This is a genomic window from Stenotrophomonas veracruzanensis (genome assembly GCF_032911525.1).
GTDB classification, from domain to species: Bacteria; Pseudomonadota; Gammaproteobacteria; order Xanthomonadales; family Xanthomonadaceae; genus Stenotrophomonas; species Stenotrophomonas africana.
In genome coordinates this window covers 32,591-52,534 of record NZ_JAWJTI010000016.1, presented here as the reverse complement: position 1 = coordinate 52,534, position 19,944 = coordinate 32,591, and the positions used below count along the sequence as shown (strand labels likewise).

General features: G+C 66.0%; 24 protein-coding genes and 2 tRNA genes. 8 read left to right on the top strand and 18 right to left on the bottom strand.

Annotated elements, in window-relative coordinates:
- The gene (locus tag R1H25_RS12050; RefSeq protein ID WP_317223693.1) at positions 1-2,199 is read left to right on the top strand and encodes an ATP-binding protein; all 2,199 of its coding nucleotides are present in this window, start codon (positions 1-3) and stop codon (positions 2,197-2,199) included.
- Positions 2,200-2,257: 58 nt separating this feature from the next.
- Here the strand turns inward: R1H25_RS12050 and bfr are convergent, their stop codons facing one another.
- The 4 genes from bfr to R1H25_RS12030 all read right to left on the bottom strand — a co-directional run bounded on the left by bfr (position 2,258) and on the right by R1H25_RS12030 (position 4,107).
- Positions 2,258-2,728, bottom strand: coding sequence for a bacterioferritin (gene bfr / locus R1H25_RS12045; protein ID WP_005419804.1), 471 nt, complete (start codon positions 2,726-2,728; stop codon positions 2,258-2,260).
- 143 nt (positions 2,729-2,871) lie between these two features.
- On the bottom strand, positions 2,872-3,081 hold the full coding sequence (locus R1H25_RS12040; protein WP_005411309.1) for a bacterioferritin-associated ferredoxin: 210 nt from the start codon (positions 3,079-3,081) through the stop codon (positions 2,872-2,874).
- Between the two features lie 100 nt (positions 3,082-3,181).
- Positions 3,182-3,451 (bottom strand): hypothetical protein, encoded by a 270-nt coding sequence (locus tag R1H25_RS12035; protein ID WP_317223692.1) that lies wholly within the window; start codon positions 3,449-3,451, stop codon positions 3,182-3,184.
- Positions 3,452-3,483: 32 nt separating this feature from the next.
- Positions 3,484-4,107, bottom strand: a complete 624-nt coding sequence (locus R1H25_RS12030) for an RNA pyrophosphohydrolase (RefSeq protein WP_049448418.1) — start codon at positions 4,105-4,107, stop codon at positions 3,484-3,486.
- A gap of 121 nt (positions 4,108-4,228) precedes the next feature.
- On the opposite strand from R1H25_RS12030, the gene R1H25_RS12025 reads away from it, so the two are divergent.
- Together R1H25_RS12025 and R1H25_RS12020 are read left to right on the top strand one after the other, a co-directional pair.
- Positions 4,229-4,305 (top strand) — tRNA-Met (locus R1H25_RS12025).
- Between the two features lie 55 nt (positions 4,306-4,360).
- Positions 4,361-4,435: transfer RNA gene (locus R1H25_RS12020), tRNA-Gln, on the top strand.
- A 323-nt stretch (positions 4,436-4,758) separates the two neighbouring features.
- Here the strand turns inward: R1H25_RS12020 and rpsI are convergent.
- A complete protein-coding gene (rpsI, locus tag R1H25_RS12015; RefSeq protein ID WP_005411311.1) occupies positions 4,759-5,151 on the bottom strand; it encodes a 30S ribosomal protein S9 in 393 nt (130 codons plus the stop codon).
- 2 nt (positions 5,152-5,153) lie between these two features.
- On the bottom strand, positions 5,154-5,582 hold the full coding sequence (gene rplM / locus R1H25_RS12010) for a 50S ribosomal protein L13 (RefSeq protein ID WP_005414692.1): 429 nt from the start codon (positions 5,580-5,582) through the stop codon (positions 5,154-5,156).
- Positions 5,583-5,779: 197 nt separating this feature from the next.
- Here rplM and coq7 point away from each other — a divergent pair, with 197 nt between their 5' ends.
- A complete protein-coding gene (gene coq7, locus R1H25_RS12005) occupies positions 5,780-6,424 on the top strand; it encodes a 2-polyprenyl-3-methyl-6-methoxy-1,4-benzoquinone monooxygenase (protein WP_317223691.1) in 645 nt (214 codons plus the stop codon).
- Positions 6,425-6,496: 72 nt separating this feature from the next.
- Here the strand turns inward: coq7 and sugE are convergent, their stop codons facing one another.
- Together sugE and speD are read right to left on the bottom strand one after the other, a co-directional pair.
- Positions 6,497-6,817, bottom strand: coding sequence for a quaternary ammonium compound efflux SMR transporter SugE (gene sugE, locus R1H25_RS12000; protein WP_005419816.1), 321 nt, complete (start codon positions 6,815-6,817; stop codon positions 6,497-6,499).
- Between the two features lie 168 nt (positions 6,818-6,985).
- Positions 6,986-7,780, bottom strand: a complete 795-nt coding sequence (gene speD / locus R1H25_RS11995; protein ID WP_014648662.1) for an adenosylmethionine decarboxylase — start codon at positions 7,778-7,780, stop codon at positions 6,986-6,988.
- Between the two features lie 149 nt (positions 7,781-7,929).
- Here speD and crp point away from each other — a divergent pair, with 149 nt between their 5' ends.
- Both crp and R1H25_RS11985 read left to right on the top strand, forming a co-directional pair.
- Positions 7,930-8,619: a cAMP-activated global transcriptional regulator CRP gene (crp, locus tag R1H25_RS11990; RefSeq protein WP_010482649.1), complete on the top strand. Its 690-nt coding sequence runs from the start codon at positions 7,930-7,932 to the stop codon at positions 8,617-8,619.
- Between the two features lie 62 nt (positions 8,620-8,681).
- The gene (locus tag R1H25_RS11985; RefSeq protein ID WP_088479081.1) at positions 8,682-9,443 is read left to right on the top strand and encodes a sulfite exporter TauE/SafE family protein; all 762 of its coding nucleotides are present in this window, start codon (positions 8,682-8,684) and stop codon (positions 9,441-9,443) included.
- Positions 9,444-9,559: 116 nt separating this feature from the next.
- Here the strand turns inward: R1H25_RS11985 and R1H25_RS11980 are convergent, their stop codons facing one another.
- The 10 genes from R1H25_RS11980 to R1H25_RS11935 all read right to left on the bottom strand — a co-directional run bounded on the left by R1H25_RS11980 (position 9,560) and on the right by R1H25_RS11935 (position 18,042).
- On the bottom strand, positions 9,560-10,276 hold the full coding sequence (locus R1H25_RS11980) for a haloacid dehalogenase-like hydrolase (protein ID WP_057501074.1): 717 nt from the start codon (positions 10,274-10,276) through the stop codon (positions 9,560-9,562).
- Positions 10,273-11,067 carry an indole-3-glycerol phosphate synthase TrpC gene (gene trpC, locus R1H25_RS11975; protein WP_049426871.1) on the bottom strand — a complete coding sequence of 265 codons (795 nt, stop codon included), beginning with the start codon at positions 11,065-11,067 and terminating at the stop codon, positions 10,273-10,275. Before trpC ends, R1H25_RS11980 begins: the two co-directional genes overlap by 4 nt.
- A gap of 74 nt (positions 11,068-11,141) precedes the next feature.
- Positions 11,142-12,173, bottom strand: a complete 1,032-nt coding sequence (gene trpD / locus R1H25_RS11970; RefSeq protein ID WP_049443905.1) for an anthranilate phosphoribosyltransferase — start codon at positions 12,171-12,173, stop codon at positions 11,142-11,144.
- Between the two features lie 16 nt (positions 12,174-12,189).
- On the bottom strand, positions 12,190-12,777 hold the full coding sequence (locus R1H25_RS11965) for an aminodeoxychorismate/anthranilate synthase component II (protein WP_049448425.1): 588 nt from the start codon (positions 12,775-12,777) through the stop codon (positions 12,190-12,192).
- Between the two features lie 2 nt (positions 12,778-12,779).
- Entirely contained in the window at positions 12,780-13,559 is a 780-nt protein-coding gene (locus tag R1H25_RS11960; RefSeq protein ID WP_317223690.1) for an SIMPL domain-containing protein, read from the bottom strand.
- A gap of 67 nt (positions 13,560-13,626) precedes the next feature.
- Positions 13,627-15,102 carry an anthranilate synthase component I gene (gene trpE, locus R1H25_RS11955; protein WP_317223689.1) on the bottom strand — a complete coding sequence of 492 codons (1,476 nt, stop codon included), beginning with the start codon at positions 15,100-15,102 and terminating at the stop codon, positions 13,627-13,629.
- Between the two features lie 201 nt (positions 15,103-15,303).
- Positions 15,304-16,242 (bottom strand): lipid kinase YegS, encoded by a 939-nt coding sequence (gene yegS, locus R1H25_RS11950; protein ID WP_317223688.1) that lies wholly within the window; start codon positions 16,240-16,242, stop codon positions 15,304-15,306.
- A 223-nt stretch (positions 16,243-16,465) separates the two neighbouring features.
- Positions 16,466-16,948 carry a GNAT family N-acetyltransferase gene (locus R1H25_RS11945; RefSeq protein ID WP_049448432.1) on the bottom strand — a complete coding sequence of 161 codons (483 nt, stop codon included), beginning with the start codon at positions 16,946-16,948 and terminating at the stop codon, positions 16,466-16,468.
- A 59-nt stretch (positions 16,949-17,007) separates the two neighbouring features.
- The gene (gene rpe, locus R1H25_RS11940; protein ID WP_317223687.1) at positions 17,008-17,682 is read right to left on the bottom strand and encodes a ribulose-phosphate 3-epimerase; all 675 of its coding nucleotides are present in this window, start codon (positions 17,680-17,682) and stop codon (positions 17,008-17,010) included.
- 30 nt (positions 17,683-17,712) lie between these two features.
- On the bottom strand, positions 17,713-18,042 hold the full coding sequence (locus R1H25_RS11935; protein ID WP_005411327.1) for a DnaJ family molecular chaperone: 330 nt from the start codon (positions 18,040-18,042) through the stop codon (positions 17,713-17,715).
- A 141-nt stretch (positions 18,043-18,183) separates the two neighbouring features.
- On the opposite strand from R1H25_RS11935, the gene R1H25_RS11930 reads away from it, so the two are divergent.
- Positions 18,184-19,110, top strand: coding sequence for a phosphoribosylaminoimidazolesuccinocarboxamide synthase (locus tag R1H25_RS11930; protein WP_317223686.1), 927 nt, complete (start codon positions 18,184-18,186; stop codon positions 19,108-19,110).
- Positions 19,111-19,360: 250 nt separating this feature from the next.
- Positions 19,361-19,846 (top strand): Mpo1-like protein, encoded by a 486-nt coding sequence (locus R1H25_RS11925; protein ID WP_317223685.1) that lies wholly within the window; start codon positions 19,361-19,363, stop codon positions 19,844-19,846.
- Positions 19,847-19,944: the final 98 nt, after the last annotated feature.

Below are 19,944 nucleotides of genomic sequence, written 5' to 3'. Positions count from 1 at the left end.
ATGCCGCTGTGGGGTGCGCTGCTGGTTGCCCTTGCCGCGGCCGCCTTGGCGCTGCTGTTGGGCATGCGCCTGCGCACGCGCAGCCACGCACTGGCCCAGCTGCGGCGCGAGCACAGCGCGCTGGCCGCCGAGCGTGACCAGCTGCGCCACACCACCGAACGCCAGGGCCAGCTGGAACAACAGCTGCTGCAGGCCAAGCAGGCCGCCGAAGCGGCGGTGCTGGCCAAGGGCGAGTTCCTGGCCACGATGAGCCACGAGATCCGCACGCCGCTCAACGGCATCCTGCCAATGCTGGAACTGATCGCGCGCGGGCCACTGGGCGAGGACCAGCGGCAGATGCTGGCCACCGCCTCGGCCAGCTCGCAGCAGCTGCTGCGCATCGTCGACGACATCCTCGACTACTCGCGGCTGGAAGCACAGGCGCTGGAACTGGAAATCACCAGTTTCAACCTACGTGACCTGCTTGATGGCGTCGTGCAGCTGATGCAGCGCGCGGCCGATTCCAAGGGCCTGTCGCTCGGCCTGCAGCTGGATCCCTCCGTGCGCCTGCCGGTGCGCGGCGACCCGGTGCGCCTGCGCCAGGTGCTGAGCAACCTGCTGGCCAACGCGATCAAGTTCACCGCCCGCGGCCAGGTGCAGCTGCGCGTGCTGCGGCTGGGCGAAGGTGCCGCGCGGCACCAGCTGCGCTTCGAGATCATCGACACCGGCATCGGCATCGATGAGGCCCTGCAGGCTCGCCTGTTCCAGTCCTTCAGCCAGGCCGATGCCTCCACCACGCGCATCTACGGCGGCACCGGCCTGGGCCTGGCCATCTGCAAGCGCATCATCGACCTGATGCACGGGCGCATCGGCGTGCAGTCCACGCCGGGCCACGGTGCGACGTTCTGGTTCGAGATCCCGCTGTTGAAGGTGCCCGGTGACCTGCCGGCGATGGCGCGCACGCCGGCCCCGCTGCTGCTGTTCAGTACCGATGCGGTCCTGCAGGCGCGCATCGAGCGCATCGCGGCCCATCATGGACTGCAGGTGCACGCGCTGGCGCAGCCCGACGGCGTGGTCGAGCGCCTGCGTGCGGCCCCACGGCCCGCGCAGCCGGCACCGGCCTGGCTGCTGGTCGATGCACGCGCGCGTCGCATTGGCGAAGTGGCCTTGCAGCAGGCGTTGGCCGAGCGTGGCGAGGACGACGCGCTGCAGGTGCTGTGGCTGCAGGACGATGCTCTTCCTGCCCGCCCGCGCCAGCGTCAGCTACCCGCGCACTTTGATGACGCCGCACTGCATGCGCTGCTGGCTGCACCGGCCGCGCCTGCGCGGCCTACCGCGCTGCTGGCCAATGCCGAACAGGGGCAGCCCACGCCCCCGCTGCCGCCCTTGCACCTGCGGGTGCTGCTGGTGGAGGACAACACAGTCAACCGGATGGTGGCCGAGCATCTGCTGCGCGTGTTCCGGTGCGAGGTGCGCAACGCCAGCGATGGCGAGCAGGCGCTGACCGCCCTTCGCGAAGGCGGCGTGGACGTGGTCCTGATGGATTGCCAGATGCCGGTGCTGGACGGCTACGCCGCCACGCGCCACTGGCGTGCGGAAGAAGCGGAAACCGGGCGCGCGCGGCTGCCGATCATCGCGATGACCGCCAATGCCATGGCCGGTGATCGCGAGCGCTGCCTGCAGGCTGGCATGGACGACTACCTGTCCAAGCCGATCGCACGCGCCACGTTGCATGCGCTGTTGAATCGATGGAGGCAGCAATCGAGCGATGTCGCAGCGTCGAGCTTGCTCGAAGGCGCCGCCCCTGCAGCCGATCGAGCACCGCCAGCCGAGCATGGCTGGGCTCCACAGAACACAAAAAGCCAAGCCGCTGCGCAACCGGTACTCGACCGCGATGTGCTGGACGAGCTGCACGCGGTGATCGGCGACTCCGCACTCCAGATCCTTTCGGTGTTCCTGGACGATGCCCCGGCGATGGTGCAGCAGCTACAGCAGGCTGCGCAGAGCGGCGACGGACCACGCCTGAAGGCGGTCGCGCACAGCCTGAAATCATCGAGTGCGAACGTGGGGGCCTTGTCGCTGTCGGCAATCGCGCAGCGGATCGAGCACGAGGCCCGCAGCGGAAGCCTGCAGCGCCCCGCGGTGGCGGTGGCGCTGCTGGTGGCCGAATTCGCCCGTGCGCGCGTGGCACTGACGGGCTACCTGGCACAGCATCGGTAGAGTCGAGCTTGCTCGACTATCGCCATGCTGATCACAGTCGAGCAAGCTCGACGCTACATCACTCTTCCAGCTTGCTCAGCAGGTACTTCGGCTCGCCGATACGCTCGATCAGGTCGAGCTGGGTCTCCAGCCAGTCGATGTGCTCTTCTTCCGAATCCAGAATCTTCACGAACAGCTGACGGCTGACGTAGTCGCCGACCGAATCGGAATAGGCCACGGCCTCGCGCAGGGTCACCACGCCGTCGCGCTCCAGCGACAGGTCGCACTGCAGGATCTCGGTCGGGTTCTCGCCAATGCGCAGCTTGCCCAGCGCCTGGAAGTTCGGCAGGCCTTCGAGGAACAGGATCCGGTCGGCGAGCATGTCGGCATGCTTCATCTCGTCGATCGATTCCTTGTACTCGTGTTCGGCCAGTTCCTTGATGCCCCAGTTCTTCAGCATCTTGGCGTGCAGGAAGTACTGGTTGATCGCGGTCAGCTCGTTGTAGAGGACCTTGTTGAGGAATTCGATGACCTTGGTGTCGCCCTTCATGGGGGTGCTCCTGCACGCTGAAAACGGAGGCACTTTAACGCCTTGCGTGCGGGGTTGAAGGAACGCGAATCGTGCGCATTGGCCTGTGCGGCCGCACGTGAAGGATGCGAAAACGCGCCGTCAACGCGGCACGAAAGAGACGATCAGGCGACCTGGGCCAGACCGAGGACCGGCAACGGCAGATCGTGGGTGGCACGCGCCTTGGCCAGCAGATCGCCAGCCATGTCCAGGCAGGAACCGCAGGTAGCGCCACATCCGGTACGCATGGTCAGTTCGGCCACCGTGCTGACGCCATGGCTGGCGGCTTCGCGGATCTGGTGGTCGGTGACTCCGTTGCAGATGCAGACGTACACAGGCGTGAACCGGGCTGACAGGCCAGGAGTGGCCTGTTGGCTATTCCAATGGAAACGAGAATGGTTGTCAATCAGAGACCTGAACCATTCTCGATACCGTTCAGAGTACGACTGCACATACCAGCGCCAGCACCGACGTGCTGAAAAAAATGATCAGCCAGTGCAGGCCGCCGCCTGCCGCCCTCAAGCGCAGCAGGTAGTCCGCGAGGTACAGGGCAGCGGCACAATTCGCAATGGTGAGGACCACACCCAGCTCAAGCGGAATCGTTGCGCTGCTACCGAACATCACCACGCCCATCGTCATCCAGGGCAGGCTGACCAGTCGGACAGCCAGGTTCTGCTGGACATAGTTAGCGGGGATGCGTTTCAACGGATCGGCCCGTGGTCTGCGCGGCGCCCCCATCAAACCGCCCCCGGCTCACCCTTGGCCTTGCGCGGCCAGTAGCCACCACGCTTGGGCGTGCGCTTGCGGGGCCTGTCGTGGCCGGCCGCGTGGCCCGGCATCCAGGCCTCGGCAGCGCTCTTGGGCATCGCGCTGACGCCCTGCCCGGCCACCCCGCGCGCCAACGGCGCCAGGTGTCGCAGGGCACGCGCATAGACGCCACGCTTGAACATCACCACGTGCTCCACCGGGTACCAGAAGTCCACCCAGCGCCAGTGGTCGAACTCGGGCGAATCGGTATGGTCGAGCTGCACATGCGATTCATCGCCGGTCAGGCGCAGCAGGAACCAGACCTGCTTCTGGCCGATGCAGACCTGCCGCTCGTTGCGGCGGATGGCCCGCGCCGGCAGCTTGTAGCGCAGCCAGCCGGGTGTCGCCCCGAGCACTTCCACATGCTCAGGCAGCAGGCCGGTCTCTTCCTGCAGTTCACGATACATGGCCTCGACAGGCGTCTCGTCGGTATTCATGCCACCCTGCGGGAACTGCCAACCGTCCCGGCGCACGCGTCGTGCCCAGAACACCTGGCCGTCTTGCCGCATCAGCACGATGCCGACGTTCGGTCGATAGCCGTCCGGATCGATCACGATGCGGACTCCTAAAAAAATCTACTGGTCAGGACTATCCCATGCCCTCTGTCGGCCCACAAGCACGACACAAAAGTGTTGACAGGGGCGATACACATCCGCAGAATAGCGGGCTCACCAAGGCTATGTAGCTCAGCCGGTTAGAGCACAGCACTCATAATGCTGGGGTCGGTGGTTCGAGTCCACCCATAGCCACCACACTGAAAATCAAGTTGTTTTCCAGTGTGAAAAGTGAGAAAATAGTTGCACGTTTTGCCCCGTCGCCAAGCGGTAAGGCACCTGACTCTGACTCAGGCATTCGGTGGTTCGAATCCATCCGGGGCAGCCAAATTAAAAGCAAAAGGCCAGATCGAAAGATCTGGCCTTTTGCTTTTAATCTGGTCGCGCATTCCACCTTATCCCCGCGCCTGTCGGCGCACCCCCTTGAACATCAAGGGGGCTCCCCTCCAGAGAGAGGCCCGGGGTCGGATCCTTTTCCAAAGGAAAGGGCTCTGACCCCACCCCTTCCGAGATGCGAAACCATGGGTAGTGCCGGCCGCTGGCCGGCAACCCGGAAATGCATCCCCCCGAAACGACAAAAGCCCGGCCGAAGCCGGGCTTTTGCTTTTCCATCCAGCGGGCTCCCGAAGGAGCCCAACCAGGCGCGGTAAATCAGCGCTTGGAGAACTGGGTGGCGCGGCGGGCCTTGTGCAGACCGACCTTCTTACGCTCGACTTCACGGGCGTCACGGGTCATGAAGCCAGCCTTGCGCAGCTCGGACTTCAGGGTTTCGTCGTACTCGACCAGAGCACGGGCGATGCCCAGACGGATCGCACCGGCCTGGCCGGTGGTGCCGCCGCCAGCGGCGGTGACCAGGATGTCGAAGCTTTCGGTGTTCTTGGTCAGCTCGAGCGGCTGGCGCACGATCATGCGCGCAGTCTCACGACCGAAGAACTCGTCCAGCGGACGGCCATTGACGGTGATGTTGCCCGAACCCTTGCGCAGGAACACGCGAGCGGTGGAGGACTTGCGGCGGCCAGTGCCGTAGTTTTGAGTGATAGCCATGATTAGATATCCAGAACCTGCGGCTGCTGTGCGGCGTGCGGATGCTCAGTGCCGGCGTAGACCTTGAGCTTGCGGTACATCTGGCGACCCAGCGGGCCCTTCGGCAGCATGCCCTTGACGGCGATCTCGATCACGCGCTCCGGGTGGCGCTCCAGCGCCTGTGCCAGGGATTCGGTCTTCAGGTTGCCGATGTAACCGGTGAAACGGTGATACATCTTGTCCTGCAGCTTCTTGCCGGTGACGGCAATCTTTTCTGCATTGATGACGACCAGGTAGTCGCCGGTATCAACGTGCGGGGTGTAGACCGGCTTGTGCTTGCCACGCAGACGGCGGGCCAGCTCGGTGGCGAGACGGCCCAGGGTCTTGCCCTCGGCGTCGACGAGGTACCAGTCGCGCTGGACGGTCTCGTTCTTGGCAGTGAAAGTGCTCATGAAGAACTCTAGGTTAGGTCGGGCTCATTGCGGCGAAAGGCTCGCCGGAACTCTGCCACGCGTTGTGAAAAGGTGAAGCGTAAGAGGCGGGATTGTACTCACCTTGCAGGGCTCGCGCAACCCGCGCCCTGGGCCGGGTTGGCAGGGGCGCGGGGCCGGGCGAGAATCGGGTGTCTTCCGCCCCACCGTGTACCGCCATGACCGTGCCCCGCCAGATCACCCCGCTGGACAACCTGCTGACCGAGGCGCAGCGCGCCCTGGACACGGTGTTCGGCAACCCGCCGGCGGCCCGCCCCTACCCGGCCGCGGACACGGGTGAGCCGGGCATGGACAGCGCCGAACGCCGCCACGCGGCCGGGCTGATGCGGATCAACCACGTCGGCGAGGTCTGCGCGCAGGGCCTGTACTTCGGCCAGGCCGCCGTGGCCCGCGACCCGGCCACGCGTGAACACCTGCTGGAAGCGGCCCAGGAAGAGACCGACCACCTGGCCTGGTGCGCCACCCGGCTGGGCGAACTGGACAGCCGGCCCAGCCTGTTCAACCCGCTCTGGTATGCCGGCAGCTACACCATCGGCACCCTGGCCGGGCTGCGTGGCGACGGCTGGAACCTGGGCTTCGTGGTCGAGACCGAGCGCCAGGTGGAGGCGCACCTGGACGAGCATCTGGTTGACCTGCCGGCCGGTGACCTGCGCAGCCGCGCGGTCATCGCCGTGATGAAGGACGACGAGGCCCGCCATGCGGAGCACGCCGAACAGGCCGGCGCACGCCGCCTGCCATTCCCGATCCCCGGCGTGATGGCACTGGCCTCCAAGGTGATGAAGACCATCGCCTACCGCATTTGAAGGGTTGCCCGCACCAACGGTGCGGGCCTACCAAGAGGTGCGGCGGGGCCCGACCGTTGGTCGGGCCATCAATCAGTTCGGCGAGACCAGCTTCAGGCCGATCACACCCGCCACGATCAGGCCCACGCAGGCCAGGCGGGCCGGCGATGCGCTGTCGTTGAACAGGTAGATGCCCAGCACCGCCACGCCCATGGCGCCGATACCGGTCCAGATCGCGTAGGCCGTGCCGACCGGGATGCTCTTCATCGCCTGGCTCATCAGGTACAGGCTGATCAGCGCGGACACCACCGTGGCAACGGTGGGAAGGGGTTTGCTGAAGCCTTCGGAGTACTTCATTCCGAGGGCAAAACCGATCTCGAACAGGCCGGCCAGCAGCAGGTAGATCCAGGGCATGGGTGGGGGCTCCTTACCTTTTTTGAGAAAAACGAAACGGCCCGGTGTTTTCACACCGGGCCGTGGGTCGGTACATCACCGTGGAACCATGTCGCCTGCGCGACACCAGTTCCACGGGGCGGGTCGTCCCGCCTGGGCGGCGATGCCTGCGGGCATCGCGCATGGGGCTTACTCGGACAGGTTCCGGCCGTGGAACAGCTCTTCGATCTCGCGCTTGAGCAGCGCTTCGATCTTCATGCGTTCCTTGAACGACAGGTTCTTGGCCTTTTCCTCGAACAGGTACTGGTCCAGGTCGAAGTCCTTCAGGTGCATCTTCGTGTGGAAGATGTTCTCCTGGTAGACGTTGACGTCGAACATCTCGTAACGCGACTTGATGTTCTTGGCCAGGAAGTTCTGGATCGAGTTGATCTTGTGATCGATGTAGTGCTTCTTGCCCTTCACATCGCGGGTGAAGCCACGGACGCGGTAGTCCATGATCACGATGTCCGATTCCAGACTCTCGATCAGGTAGTTCAGCGCCTTCAGCGGCGAAATGACGCCACAGGTAGCCACATCGATGTCGGCGCGGAAGGTTGCGATACCTTCCTGCGGGTGCGTTTCCGGATAGGTGTGCACGGTGATGTGCGACTTGTCCATGTGCGCGACCACGGCGTCGGGAATCAGCTCCTTGCCGGCCTGCTTCTTGTCGATCACCGGTTCTTCGGAGATCAGGATGGTCACCGAGGCACCCTGCGGATCGTAGTCCTGGCGGGCCACGTTCAGGATGTTGGCGCCGATGATCTCGGCGACATCGGTCAAGATTTGAGTCAGCCTGTCGGCGTTGTACTCTTCATCGATGTATTCAATGTAACGCTGACGCTCCTCTTCGGTGCGCGCGTAACACACGTCATAGATGTTGAAGCTCAGCGCCTTGGTGAGGTTGTTGAAACCCTGCAGCCTCAGGCGAGGCAACGGCTTGACCACGGCGGTCGATTCCTGTGTGAGAAGAGAAAGGGGGAATTATGGGGCAAACTGTCCCCGGGGGGAACGTGAAGATCGCTCACATCTGGCACACTGTTTGCCCTTAACAATTGCGCTGGTTAAGCTCCGCTATCGACCCCGTGAATCCGTTCATGCGCAGAGGGAGCGCTCCTATCGTGTCAACCGTGCGCCTAGCTAGCAGTCCACTGGCCCTGGATATCGCCACAATCGATCGTTTCCTGGCGCACAGCCACAGGCGGCGATACCCCACCCGTACCGACGTCTTCCGACCCGGTGACCCGGCGGGAACCCTGTATTACGTCATCAGCGGCTCGGTTTCGATCATGGCCGAGGAAGATGACGATCGCGAGCTGGTGCTGGGTTACTTCGGCGCCGGCGAGTTCGTGGGTGAGATGGGTCTGTTCGTCGAGTCGGACCGCCGCGAGGTGATCCTGCGGACCCGTACCGCCTGCGAACTGGCCGAAATCAGCTACGAGCGCCTGCATCAGCTGTTCCTCGGCCCGCTGTCGGCCGATGCCCCGCGGCTGCTGTACGCGCTGGGACAGCAGATTTCCAAGCGCCTGCTCGACACCAGCCGCAAGGCCAGCCGCCTGGCATTCCTGGACGTTACCGACCGGATCGTGCGCACCCTGCACGACCTGGCGCAGGAGCCGGAGGCGATGAGCCATCCGCAGGGCAGCCAGCTGCGCGTCTCGCGCCAGGAACTGGCCCGCCTGGTCGGCTGCTCGCGCGAAATGGCCGGCCGCGTGCTGAAGAAGCTGCAGACCGACGGCCTGCTGCACGCCCGCGGCAAGACTGTGGTTTTGTACGGCACCCGTTGACCGTTGACCACCTGGTGGGTGCGGACCTTGGTCCGCACTCCTTCGCGCGCTAGGCTCGGTGCATGGAACTGAGCAGCGAATTCTGGTGGTTCATCCTCATCGGCCTGGGCGCACAGCTGGTTGACGGCGCACTGGGCATGGCCTTCGGCCTGGTCTCCTCGTCGGTGATGCTGAGCATGGGCCTGCCCCCGGCCCAGGTCAGCGCCAGCATCCACACCGCTGAAGTGTTCACCACCGGTGCCTCGGGTGTGTCGCACCTTGCAGCCGGGAATGTCGATAAACGCCTGTTCCTGCGGCTGGCCCTGCCCGGTGCGGTGGGCGGCGCCCTGGGCGCGTACGTGCTCACCCAGATCCCCGGTGACATCATCCGCCCGCTCATTTATCTGTACCTGCTGGTGCTGGCGATCATCATCCTGGCCCGCGCCGCGGGGCGCTGGATGCCCAAGGGCGAGATCCGCCGGGTACCGGTGCTGGGCTTCTTCGCGGGCCTGCTCGACGCCAGCGGCGGTGGCGGCTGGGGGCCGATCGCCACGTCCACCCTGCTCGCCCGTGGCGGCCAGGCGCGTACCACCATCGGTACGGTCAATGCGGCCGAGTTCGTGGTCACGTTGACGGTGTCGGCGACCTTCCTGCTGTCGATGGGCGTGCAGCACCTGCAGATCGTCGCCGGCCTGCTGATCGGCGGCATGATGGCCGCGCCGGTGGCGGCGATCCTGGTCAAGCGGGTGAAGGAGCGCTGGGTACTGGTGGCCGTTGGTGTGCTGGTGCTGGGTATCAGCCTGTTCCAGATCGGCCACGCGGTGTACGGGCACCTGTACCGCTGAGCGCAAGGACCTGTAGAGCCGAGCCATGCTCGGCTGCTCCTGGCGGGAAAGCAGTCGAGCACGGCTCGACTCTACAAAGGCAGCCGAGCATGGCCCGACTCTACAACAGGCTCGAATCAGGCCTTGTCGCCACCGCGGTCCACGCAGCCCCAGTTGAGGATGCGGGTGCCCGCCGGCAGCACGCGGCGGAAGAAGTCCACCCTGCCCGGCTTCGGGTTCACCACCACCGGTGCCTTGGCAGCCAGCAGCAGCGGCAGGTCGGCGGTGCTGTCGGAATAGGCGATGTCGATGTCGCCGTAGCCGCGCTCGCGCAGCATGCGCATCTTCTCTTCATTGTGGCAGTGGCGGGTCGGGCCGACGCCGCCCAGCCGTGGGCCGACCTCGGTGCCGATCACCGGCACGTCCTGATGGGCAACGAAGGTCAGGATCGCGCGTGCAAGCTCCGGCGGCGCGCCGGTGGCGACCACCACGCGGTCGCCCTTGGCTCGGTGCGCGGCGAACACCTCCAGCGCCTGCGGCAGCAGCTTGGCACGCATCTGCGCCTCGTTGCGCAGCACATAGGCGTCGATGACCTTGTTGAAATCACGCGCGCGGTGCAGGCCGAAGCTGCCGATCCACACATAGACCGAGATGCCCGCGCGACGGGTCGGCAGCATCGCCACCATCGGCCCGGCAATTGGCGTGACCAGCAGCGCGGCCAGCATGCGCAGCGGGTTGCGCTTGATCAGCGAGGCGAACAGATGGGTGCCCGAATCGCCGTCATAGAGGGTGTGGTCGAAATCGAAGACCACCAGCGGCGCATCATCGCGCGGCGTCGGATAGTGCGTTTTCATGCCGCGAAGAATAGCTGACGCAGGCCCTCGCCCGGTTCTTCCACGCGCATGAAGGCCTCGCCGACCAGGAACGCATGGATGCCGGCGTCGCGCATCAGCGCCACGTCCTGCGGGCCGAGAATGCCGCTCTCGGTCACCAGCAGGCGGTCACGCGGCACCGCCTTCTGCATGTCCAGCGTGGTCTGCAGCGACACCTCGAAGGTGCGCAGGTTGCGGTTGTTGATGCCGATCATCGGCGCCGGCACCTGCAGCGCACGCTCCAGCTCGTCGATGTCGTGCACTTCCACCAGCACGTCCATGCCCAGCGACAGCGCCAGTTCGGACAGGGTGGCCAGCTGGGTGTCGTCCAGCGCGGCGACGATCAGCAGGATGCAGTCGGCGCCCAGCACGCGCGCCTCGTACACCTGGTAGGCGTCGATCACGAAGTCCTTGCGCAGCACCGGCAGCGTGCACGCCTCGCGGGCCTGCTGCAGATAGGCGTCGGCGCCCTGGAAAAAGTCCACGTCGGTCAGCACCGACAGGCAGCTGGCGCCGCCGAACTCGTAGCTGACGGCGATGTCGGCCGGGCGGAAATCCGGGCGGATGACGCCCTTGGAGGGGCTGGCCTTCTTCACTTCGGCAATCACCGCCGGGTCGCCGTTGGCCACCGCCGCCTGCAGCGCGCGCACGAAGCCACGTACGGGCGGGGCGCTGGCCAGGGCGGCCTGCAGCTCCTCGAGCGGGCGCTGGGCGCGGCGCTGGGCCACTTCTTCGGCCTTGCGGGCCAGGATCGTCTGCAGGATGTCGCTCATCGTCTTCGGTTCGGTGCGGGGGCGGTGAGGACGGCCATTATCGGCCATCGACGGGGTCAGGCTGAACCGCGCGCTCAGGCAACCAGCGCGCGGGTGGTCTCCACATACTGCTGCAGGCGCTGGCGGGCGCTGCCGTTGGCGATGGCGGCACGTGCGCGGGCCAGGCCATCGCCGATGTCGCTGGCCACGCCGGCCACGTACAGGGCGGCGCCGGCGTTCAGCGCGACAATGTCCAGTGCCGGGCCCGGCTCGTTGTCCAGCACGGCGCGCAGCATCTGGATGGACTGCTCCGGGCTGTCCACGCGCAGGTTGCGGCTGGCCGACATGGCGATGCCGAAGTCCTCCGGGTGGATCTCGTATTCGCGCACCTTGCCGTCGCGCAGCTCGCCCACCAGGGTGCCGGCGCCCAGCGAGATCTCATCCATGTTGTCGCGGCCCCAGACCACCATGGCGCGCTCGGTACCCAGCTCGCGCAGCACGCGTGCCTGGATACCCACCAGATCGGGATGGAACACGCCCATCAGCACCGACGGCGCGCTGGCCGGATTGGTCAGCGGACCGAGGATGTTGAAGATGGTGCGCACGCCCATCTCGCGGCGGACCGGCGCGACGACCTTCATCGACGGATGATGGATCGGTGCAAACATGAAGCCGATACCGGTCTGCTCGATCGCAGCAGCCACCTGGGCCGGCTGCAGCTCGATGGCCGCACCCAGTGCTTCGACCGCATCGGCGCTGCCGGACTTGGACGACACGCTGCGGTTGCCATGCTTGGCCACGCGCGCACCGGCTGCGGCCGCCACGAACATCGCGCAGGTGGAGATGTTGAAGGTATGCGAGCCATCGCCACCGGTACCGACGATGTCGACCAGGTGGGTGCTGTCGGCCACCGGCACCGCCAGCGCGAATTCGCGCATGACCGTGGCCGCGGCCGCGATCTCGTCGATGGTTTCCTTCTTCACGCGCAGGCCGGTGAGGATGGCGGCGGTCATCATCGGCGACACGTCGCCGCGCATGATCTGCCGCATCAGGTCGACCATTTCATCGAAGAAGATTTCGCGATGCTCGATGGTGCGTTGCAGGGCTTCCTGGGGGGAGAAGCTCATCGGAATACTCCTTGGATCAGGCAGCCGGGCGCTGCAGGAAATTGCGCAGCAGCGCGTGGCCATGCTCGGTGAGGATGGATTCGGGGTGGAACTGCACGCCTTCCACCGGGAACTGGCGGTGGCGCAGGCCCATGATCTCTTCGATCGAGCCATCCTCGTTCTCGGTCCAGGCGGTTACTTCCAGCGCGTCGGGCAGGCTGTGCTTGTCCACCACCAGCGAGTGGTAGCGGGTGGCCTGGTAACGGTCCGGCAGGCCGGCGAACACGCCCTTGCCTTCATGGCGGATGGGCGAGGTCTTGCCGTGCATGATGTTGCCGGCACGGATGACGGTGCCGCCGTAGACCTGGCCGATGCCCTGGTGACCCAGGCACACGCCGAGGATCGGCGTGGTCGGCCCCAGGCGCTGGATCAGCTCCAGCGACACGCCCGCCTCGTTGGGCGTGCACGGGCCGGGCGAAATGACGATGCGCTCGGGCTTCTGCGCGGCGATCTCGTCCACGCTCATCGCATCGTTGCGCACCACCTTGACCTCGGCGCCCAGCGTCTGCAGGTACTGCACGAGGTTGTAGGTGAAGCTGTCGTAGTTGTCGATCATCCACAACATGGTCAGGTTCCGTCGCTTATCAGGAAAATGGCGTACACGTTTTCGGTGTAGGTGATGGGGCCGGCTTCGATGGATTCGGGCTCAGCAGGCGCGGGCGCGGAGGCGGGCGCGTAGCTGCCGGTCACCGAGATCCTGTCGAGGTCCCCGCCGTCCTCGCCCTGCTGCGGCCATTGCCCGGCCCGGATGCCGTAGGCGAAGTCCGGCGCCACGTCGGAAATGCTGTACAGGCCGCGCAGCCGGGTGCCGTAGGCCTTGGCCAGGCCCTGCGCGGACTCGCGGGTCTGGGCCGCTGCCTCGCCCTTGAGTTCGCGGCGCAGCGCCACTTCGCCCGAATAGGTCGGCGCCAGGCTGCTCACCTGTACGTTCTCGTTGGCCTTCAATGCCCCCAGCACATCCTGCATCGCCTTCACGCTGGCGAAGCTGGCACGCAGCTGGCGCGATACGCGGGTACCGATGAAGACCTGCCGGTTCTGCTCATAGCGCGTGGCCGGGCCGATCCGCAGGTTGTCCGCGCGCACGCTGCCTTCCACCGCCTTGTGCTGCTTGAACAGTGCCAGCACGCGCGCGACATTGTCCTGCACGCGGCGGCGCGCGGCGTCGGCATCCATGTCGGTCTCTTCGATGTTCAACTGCAGGCCGAACCGGTCCGGCATCACCACGCGACGCGCCTCGCCCTTCACCAGCAGGTGCGGCTGCGATGGAATGGTATTGGCCTGCGCCCACGCCGACGGGGCCATCGTGGCCAGCAGTGACGACCACAGCAATGCGCTCAGCAGCTTCATGCGGTACTCCTTGTCTTCAACGGGAACAGCGGAACGGCCACGGCACAGCGGCCGTGGCAAGGCAGGCTTACAGGCCCCTGGCGGCCTGGGCGACGGCGCGGAACAACGCGCGGCCCTTGTTCATCGTCTCGTCCCATTCCTTGTCCGGGTCCGAGTCGTAGACGATGCCGGCGCCGGCCTGCACGTACAGGCGGCCGTCCTTGATCACCGCGGTGCGGATCGCGATCGCGGTATCGGCGTCGCCGTGCCAGCCGATGTAGCCGATGCTGCCGGCGTAGACATTCCGCTTGATCGGTTCCAGCTCGCGGATCACTTCCAGCGCGCGGATCTTCGGCGCGCCGCTGACCGTGCCGGCCGGGAAGGTGGCACGCAGCACGTCGGCATAGCTCAGGCCCGGCTGCAGCTGCCCGGTCACTTCGCTGACGATGTGCATGACGTGGCTGTAGCGTTCGATCACGAACTGCTCGCCCACTTCCACGGTGCCGGCCTTCGAGACACGGCCGGCATCGTTGCGGCCGAGGTCGATCAGCATCAGGTGCTCGGCGCGCTCCTTCGGGTCGGCCAGCAGCTCGGCTTCCAGGGCCAGATCCTGCTCGACGGTGGCACCGCGCGGACGGGTGCCGGCAATCGGGCGCACGGTGACTTCGCCATCCTGCAGGCGCACCAGGATTTCCGGCGAAGAGCCGACCACCTGCAGGTCGCCCACATCCAGGAAATACATGTACGGCGACGGGTTCAGTGCACGCAGCGCGCGATACACATCCACCGGACGCGCCTTGAAGGGCACGCTCAGGCGCTGGCTGAGCACCACCTGGAAGATGTCGCCGGCGCGGATGTATTCCTTGCTGCGCTGGACCGCATCGACGAAGCCTTCGCGGGTGAAACCCGAGACGAAATCGGACTCGTCCAGCACGTCGCTGTTGAGCGGCGCCGGATAGCCCGCGCCCGGTGCGCGCAGCTTGGCCGTCAGTGCATCCAGGCGCGCCTGCGCCTGCTCGAAGGCACCCTCGACCCGCGGGTCGGCGTGCACGATCAGGTACAGGCGGCCCTTGAGGTTGTCGAACACCGCCAGCTCGTTGGAGTCCAGCAGCAGGATGTCCGGCGTGCCCAGCTCATCGCGGCCGGCCGGCGGGGCCAGGCGCGGTTCGATGTAGCCGATGCACTCGAAACCGAACCAGCCGACCAGGCCACCGGTGAAGCCCGGCAGGCCGTCCAGCTTCGGCACCGAGTGGGCGCTGCGCAGCGCCTCGACCTCGGCGAACGGGTCGGCCACCTCGCGGGTGTCCACCACCTGGCCATCCTCGCGCACGGTCAGGGTGTGGCCGTGGAAGGCATACACGCGGCGCGCCGGCAGGCCAATGATCGAGTAACGACCAAAGCGCTCGCCGCCTTCGACGGATTCAAACAGGTAGGTATTGGGGCCGTCGGCGAGCTTCAGGTAGACCGAAAGCGGCGTGTCCAGGTCGGACAGCACTTCACGGACGACGGGAATATGGGTGTGGCCTTCAGCGGCCTGCTGCTGAAACTGAGCGTGCGAGTTCAAGACGACTTTCCTTCCGAGACACAGCGTTATGGGGGCGGACGACGGCAACGGGCCACCATCGCCACCAACGGCGTGCGGAAGAAAGGGTATGCGGGGTCGTCAGGCTGGACACCCCTTGACTGTATCGCAGGATCGGCGGGAGGGGAACCCTGGGAAACTGAACCACGGGACGGGCGGGGCCAGCCACGGGAACCGACGACTCTACCTCCCCTTCCCAGCCAGCAACGGGCAACCGGCCGGCAGGTGCATGCGTACCCGGCCCGGTACGCACTCGATCCGGAACCGCTGGGCCTGCACAGGTTCACCGTCGAGGTTGAGCGTCAACGGGCGCTCGGACTCCACCTGCAGCCACGGCAGCCGCGCGCGCGTTGCCAACTGTTCCAGCGCGGCCTGGGTGCCGGACTTCAGCATCTGGCCGAGCGTGGCCGTGACTTCACCCTCCAGCTCCGGAAGCACGGTCACATCCAGCACCCCATCATCGATCAGTGCCTGCGGACACAGTTGTTGGCCGCCGCCGGCCTGGCGACCGTTGCCGATGCCGAGCGCGATGAAATCGCCTTCCCACGCGAAATCCGGGCCCGACAGGCACGCGTGGATCGGCTCGATCCGCCCCAGCTTGGCGATGCCGGTGATCACGTAGGCCAGCCCGCCCAGCATCTTCTTCAAGCCGGCATCGGTCTCCACCGTCACCTGCGTGCCAAAGCCACCGCTGGCGAGATTGGCGCACCACCATTGCGTGCCATCGGCGTCCACGCGCAGAAGATCGATCGCATGCGGCGTCGCCTGCCCGATCAAGGCGAAGGCCTCCTTCGGCTCGGTGGGAATGCCGGCGGCCGTGGCGAAGTCGTTGGCGGTCCCCATCGGAATCAGTGCCAGTGATGGCAGCGCATCCGCTGGTTCCTCACGGTGCGCCAGGGTCTCGGCCACCGCACTGAGCGTGCCATCGCCACCGGCGGCCACGATCACGTCCACACCATGATCGATCGCCTCGGCCACGTAGCGTTCGGCGTCGCCGTCCTCCCACGTCACCCGCACTTCCAGTTGCACGCCCTGCCCGCGCCAATGGCCGACGGCGTCGCGCAGGGCGTCATCGCCGGCGGATTTACCGTTGAGGATCAGGCGCCAGCGCGGGGTGGTCATGCAGAGCTTCCAAGGATGCGGTGGCACAGGCTAGCAATGCGCTGTTTGTCCGCAGTGAATGTCACGCAGATGTCATTCAGCTACCGGAGAATGGGAGGCCATAGCAGGGACGACGGATGGAGGCAGGATCAGCCTCCCACGCATGCAGCGAGGCCACGCCAGTGATTGGCGTGGCTTTTTTTGCCCAGCAGTAGATCCACGCCATGCGTGGATGCACGTCATCTCACCCGTTGGCGAAATCGTGCAGCGCCTGGCCCTGCAGCCGGTACACGGTCCACTCATCCTGCGGTTTCGCGCCGGCGGCGGTGTAGAACTCGATGGCCGGGGTATTCCAGTCCAGCACCGACCATTCGAAACGACCGCAGCCCTCGGCCACGGCCTGGCGTGCGATGTACTTCAGCAGTGCCTTGCCGGCGCCGGCGCCGCGCTTTTCCTGGCTGACATACAGGTCTTCCAGGTAGATGCCCTTTCGGCCCAGCCAGGTCGAGTAGTTATAGAAATACACGGCGTAGCCGATGGCCTCGCCGTCGGCTTCGCAGATCAGTGCGCGTGCAGTGGCATCGGGACCAAACAGGCTCTCGGCGATGCCGATCTCATCGGTCTGCACCGAATGCTCGGCCTTCTCGTAGATCGCCAGCTCGCGGATGAAATGCAGGATCAGGCCAGCATCGGCCTCGGTGGCCGGACGGATGTTCAACAGTGCCATGCGCAGATAAAGGGGACGGAGGGAATTAAACGAGATTAATCCCCTCCGTCCCCTTTTTGTCAGCGTGCCGCGGCGACGTTCGCACGCATCTGCGCGATCACGTCCTGATAGCTGGTCCTGGCGTTGAAGATGGCCGAGCCGGCGACAAAGGTGTCGGCACCGGCAGCCGCGATCTCGCCGATGTTGTCGGCCTTCACGCCGCCATCGATCTCCAGGCGGATGTCCTTGCCGCTGGCATCGATCATCTTGCGCACCACCTTCAGCTTGTCCAGCGCCGAGGGGATGAAGGCCTGGCCACCAAAGCCCGGGTTGACCGACATCAGCAGCACCAGGTCCAGGTCGTCGAGCACCCAGTCGAGGATATCCACCGGGGTAGCCGGGTTCAGCACGATGCCCGGCTTGCAGCCCAGCGAGCGGATCAGCTGGATGGTGCGGTGCACGTGGCGGCTGGCCTCCGGGTGGAAGCTGATGTAGGTGGCACCGGCCTCGGCGAAGTCCGGGATGATGCGGTCCACCGGCTCGACCATCAGGTGCACGTCGATCGGGGCGGTGACGCCGTGCTTGCGCAGCGCCTGGCAGACCATCGGGCCGATGGTCAGGTTCGGCACGTAGTGGTTGTCCATCACGTCGAAGTGGACCCAGTCCGCGCCGGCGGCGAGGACGTTGTCGACTTCCTCGCCGAGGCGGGCGAAGTTGGCGGACAGGATGGAGGGGGCGATGAGGCAGTGGGACATGGCCGGGCCTTGCAACGAGGGGAAAGAGGGTCAGCGCTTGCGCAGGGTCTTGATGCGGTCGTAGGCGGCATTGATCCGCCGCGACTTCTGCTCGGCCTGCTGCTGCAGCTCGGGGGCGGCGCCGCCAAGCTTGTCGGGGTGGTACTGCGAGATCAGCTTGCGGTAGGCGCGCTCGACCTCGGCATCGGTGGCCTCAGAGGTCAGCCCCAGCTCCCGGTACGGGTTCTCCTTGTTCAGGCGGAACCAGTCCGAGTCAAAGGCATGGCCGATCAGCAGGCCAACCACCGCGCCAAACAGCGGATTGGGCCGGAACAGCAGGGCGCCGGCGATGAATCCGAGCAGTTTTCCGTACCAGCGCATGGCGCTCCGGGGTCGACCGACGAAATGGACGCTCATTTTACGTCACAGCGGGCCCGGACGGCTTTACACTAGGCCGCCCGCTGGTCAGCGGGCCCGCCGGGTCCGTTGGGCAGCCGTATCGACAACGCCCCAGGAGTGCCCGTGCCAACCACGCTGTTGCAATCCGATCTCCCCGGCCTGCCCTTGCGCCACCGCGGCAAGGTGCGTGATGTGTTCGATATCCCGCGCGAGCGGCTGCCCGCAGGGACCCCGCCGGGCGACTACCTGCTGATGGTAGCCACCGATCGCCTGTCGGCGTTCGACGTGGTCCTGCCCGACCCGATTCCGGGCAAGGGCGAGATGCTCTGCCAGGTTTCCAACTTCTGGTTCGCCAAGACTGCGCACCTGATGCCCAACCACCTGACCGGCATCGACGTGGCCAGCGTGCTGCCCGAGGGCGTGGACCCGGCCCTTTACGCCAAGCGCGCGGTGGTCACCCGCAAGCTGAAGCCGGTGCCGGTGGAGGCGATCGCCCGCGGCTACCTGATCGGCAGCGGCTGGAAGGATTACCAGCGCACCGGCAAGGTCAGCGGCATCGACCTGCCCGACGGCCTGCGCCAGGCCGAGCAGCTGCCCGAGCCGATCTTCACCCCCTCGACCAAGGCCGCTGTTGGCGACCATGACGAGAACATCGATTTCGATGCGATGGTGAAGCAGGTCGGTGCGGACCTGGCCGAGCGCGTGCGCGACGCCACCCTGCGCATCTACAAGTTCGCCGCTGATTACGCGCGCGAGCGCGGCATCATCCTGGCCGATACCAAGTTCGAGTTCGGTACCGACGCCGATGGCCGCCTGTACATCATGGACGAGATGCTGACGCCGGATTCCTCTCGTTACTGGCCGGCCGACGAGTACGAAGTGGGCACCAGCCCGCCGAGCTACGACAAGCAGTTCGTGCGCGATTACCTGGAGACGCTGGACTGGGGCAAGACCGCCCCGGGCCCGAACATCCCGGCCGGGATCATCGAGCGCACCCGCGCCAAGTACGCCGAGGCGCTGCAGCGCCTGGCCGGAATCAGCGTCGACTGATTCCCCTGCCCCCGTCCGGAAGGGCGGGGGCGTATTGAAGGCGCGACCGCCGACGGCGGTGCGTCTGCTGGGATGCAGTCGACTGCTCTTCGTTCCGACGGCGAAAATTCCCGCGCTGCGCGCGATAGTCGACTAACAGTCGACTCTACCCGGTCGGCCCCGCCCCATCGGTCCCACCCGGTGCGCCCCACCCCGTCGCCCACCATTCGCCGCCCCTCACCGCCCGGCCCCGGCGGAGTATGCTGGCCGCATGCAGACATCCACCGAGCTTGCGCGGCCGATCGACCGCTATTTCGCCAGCTACTCCGACGACCACCGCAATGTGATCAACCAGCGCATCCACTTGGTGGCGGTTCCGGCGATCCTGTGGTCGGTGGTGGCCCTGCTGTGGTGCCTGCCGCCGCTGATCACCTGGTTCCAGTACGGCATCTGGTCGGCGTTCGCGATGTTCAGCGCCTGGTGCTTCTACAACAAGCTGTCGCGCCCGCTGGGCATCGGCATGCTCATCCAGTTCTTCGTATTCGGCTGCCTGTGCCGCCTGCTGGAGGCCGAGATCGGCCTGCACAACCTGTTCTGGTTGGCGGTGGCCGTGTTCGTGGTGGCCTGGATCGCGCAGTTCATCGGCCACAAGTTCGAGGGCCGCAAGCCCAGCTTCCTGACCGACCTGACCTACCTGCTGATCGGCCCGGCCTGGGTGATGGCCAAGTTCTACCGCAAGCTCGACTGGCGCTACTGACCTGCCCAGGGTCGACGACGCCCATCGTTTCCTGAACGGGCGGATTCCGTCACCCACACTCCACGGCGGCCCTGCCAGCCTGCGCCGGTGACTCGCTC

Bases quoted from the DNA above. Each gene is read 5' to 3' on its own strand.
- trpD (WP_049443905.1), bottom strand. From the start codon at position 12,173: ATGAGCTTCTCCCCCCAGGAAGCCCTGCAACGCACCATCGAGCATCGC.
- R1H25_RS11985 (WP_088479081.1), top strand. From the start codon at position 8,682: ATGGAACTGAGCAGCGAATTCTGGTGGTTCATCCTCATCGGCCTGGGC.
- sugE (WP_005419816.1), bottom strand. From the start codon at position 6,817: ATGCCCTGGATCTACCTGCTGCTGGCCGGCCTGTTCGAGATCGGTTTT.
- rpsI (WP_005411311.1), bottom strand. From the start codon at position 5,151: ATGGCTATCACTCAAAACTACGGCACTGGCCGCCGCAAGTCCTCCACC.
- R1H25_RS11980 (WP_057501074.1), bottom strand. From the start codon at position 10,276: ATGAAAACGCACTATCCGACGCCGCGCGATGATGCGCCGCTGGTGGTC.
- trpC (WP_049426871.1), bottom strand. From the start codon at position 11,067: ATGAGCGACATCCTGCAGACGATCCTGGCCCGCAAGGCCGAAGAAGTG.
- bfr (WP_005419804.1), bottom strand. From the start codon at position 2,728: ATGAAGGGCGACACCAAGGTCATCGAATTCCTCAACAAGGTCCTCTAC.
- yegS (WP_317223688.1), bottom strand. From the start codon at position 16,242: ATGACCACCCCGCGCTGGCGCCTGATCCTCAACGGTAAATCCGCCGGC.
- R1H25_RS11965 (WP_049448425.1), bottom strand. From the start codon at position 12,777: ATGTTGTGGATGATCGACAACTACGACAGCTTCACCTACAACCTCGTG.
- R1H25_RS11945 (WP_049448432.1), bottom strand. From the start codon at position 16,948: ATGGCACTGTTGAACATCCGTCCGGCCACCGAGGCCGATGCTGGCCTG.
- crp (WP_010482649.1), top strand. From the start codon at position 7,930: ATGCGCAGAGGGAGCGCTCCTATCGTGTCAACCGTGCGCCTAGCTAGC.
- R1H25_RS11960 (WP_317223690.1), bottom strand. From the start codon at position 13,559: ATGAAGCTGCTGAGCGCATTGCTGTGGTCGTCACTGCTGGCCACGATG.
- rplM (WP_005414692.1), bottom strand. From the start codon at position 5,582: ATGAGCACTTTCACTGCCAAGAACGAGACCGTCCAGCGCGACTGGTAC.
- R1H25_RS11935 (WP_005411327.1), bottom strand. From the start codon at position 18,042: ATGCGCTGGTACGGAAAACTGCTCGGATTCATCGCCGGCGCCCTGCTG.
- rpe (WP_317223687.1), bottom strand. From the start codon at position 17,682: ATGTCCCACTGCCTCATCGCCCCCTCCATCCTGTCCGCCAACTTCGCC.
- coq7 (WP_317223691.1), top strand. From the start codon at position 5,780: ATGACCGTGCCCCGCCAGATCACCCCGCTGGACAACCTGCTGACCGAG.
- R1H25_RS12050 (WP_317223693.1), top strand. From the start codon at position 1: ATGCCGCTGTGGGGTGCGCTGCTGGTTGCCCTTGCCGCGGCCGCCTTG.
- R1H25_RS11925 (WP_317223685.1), top strand. From the start codon at position 19,361: ATGCAGACATCCACCGAGCTTGCGCGGCCGATCGACCGCTATTTCGCC.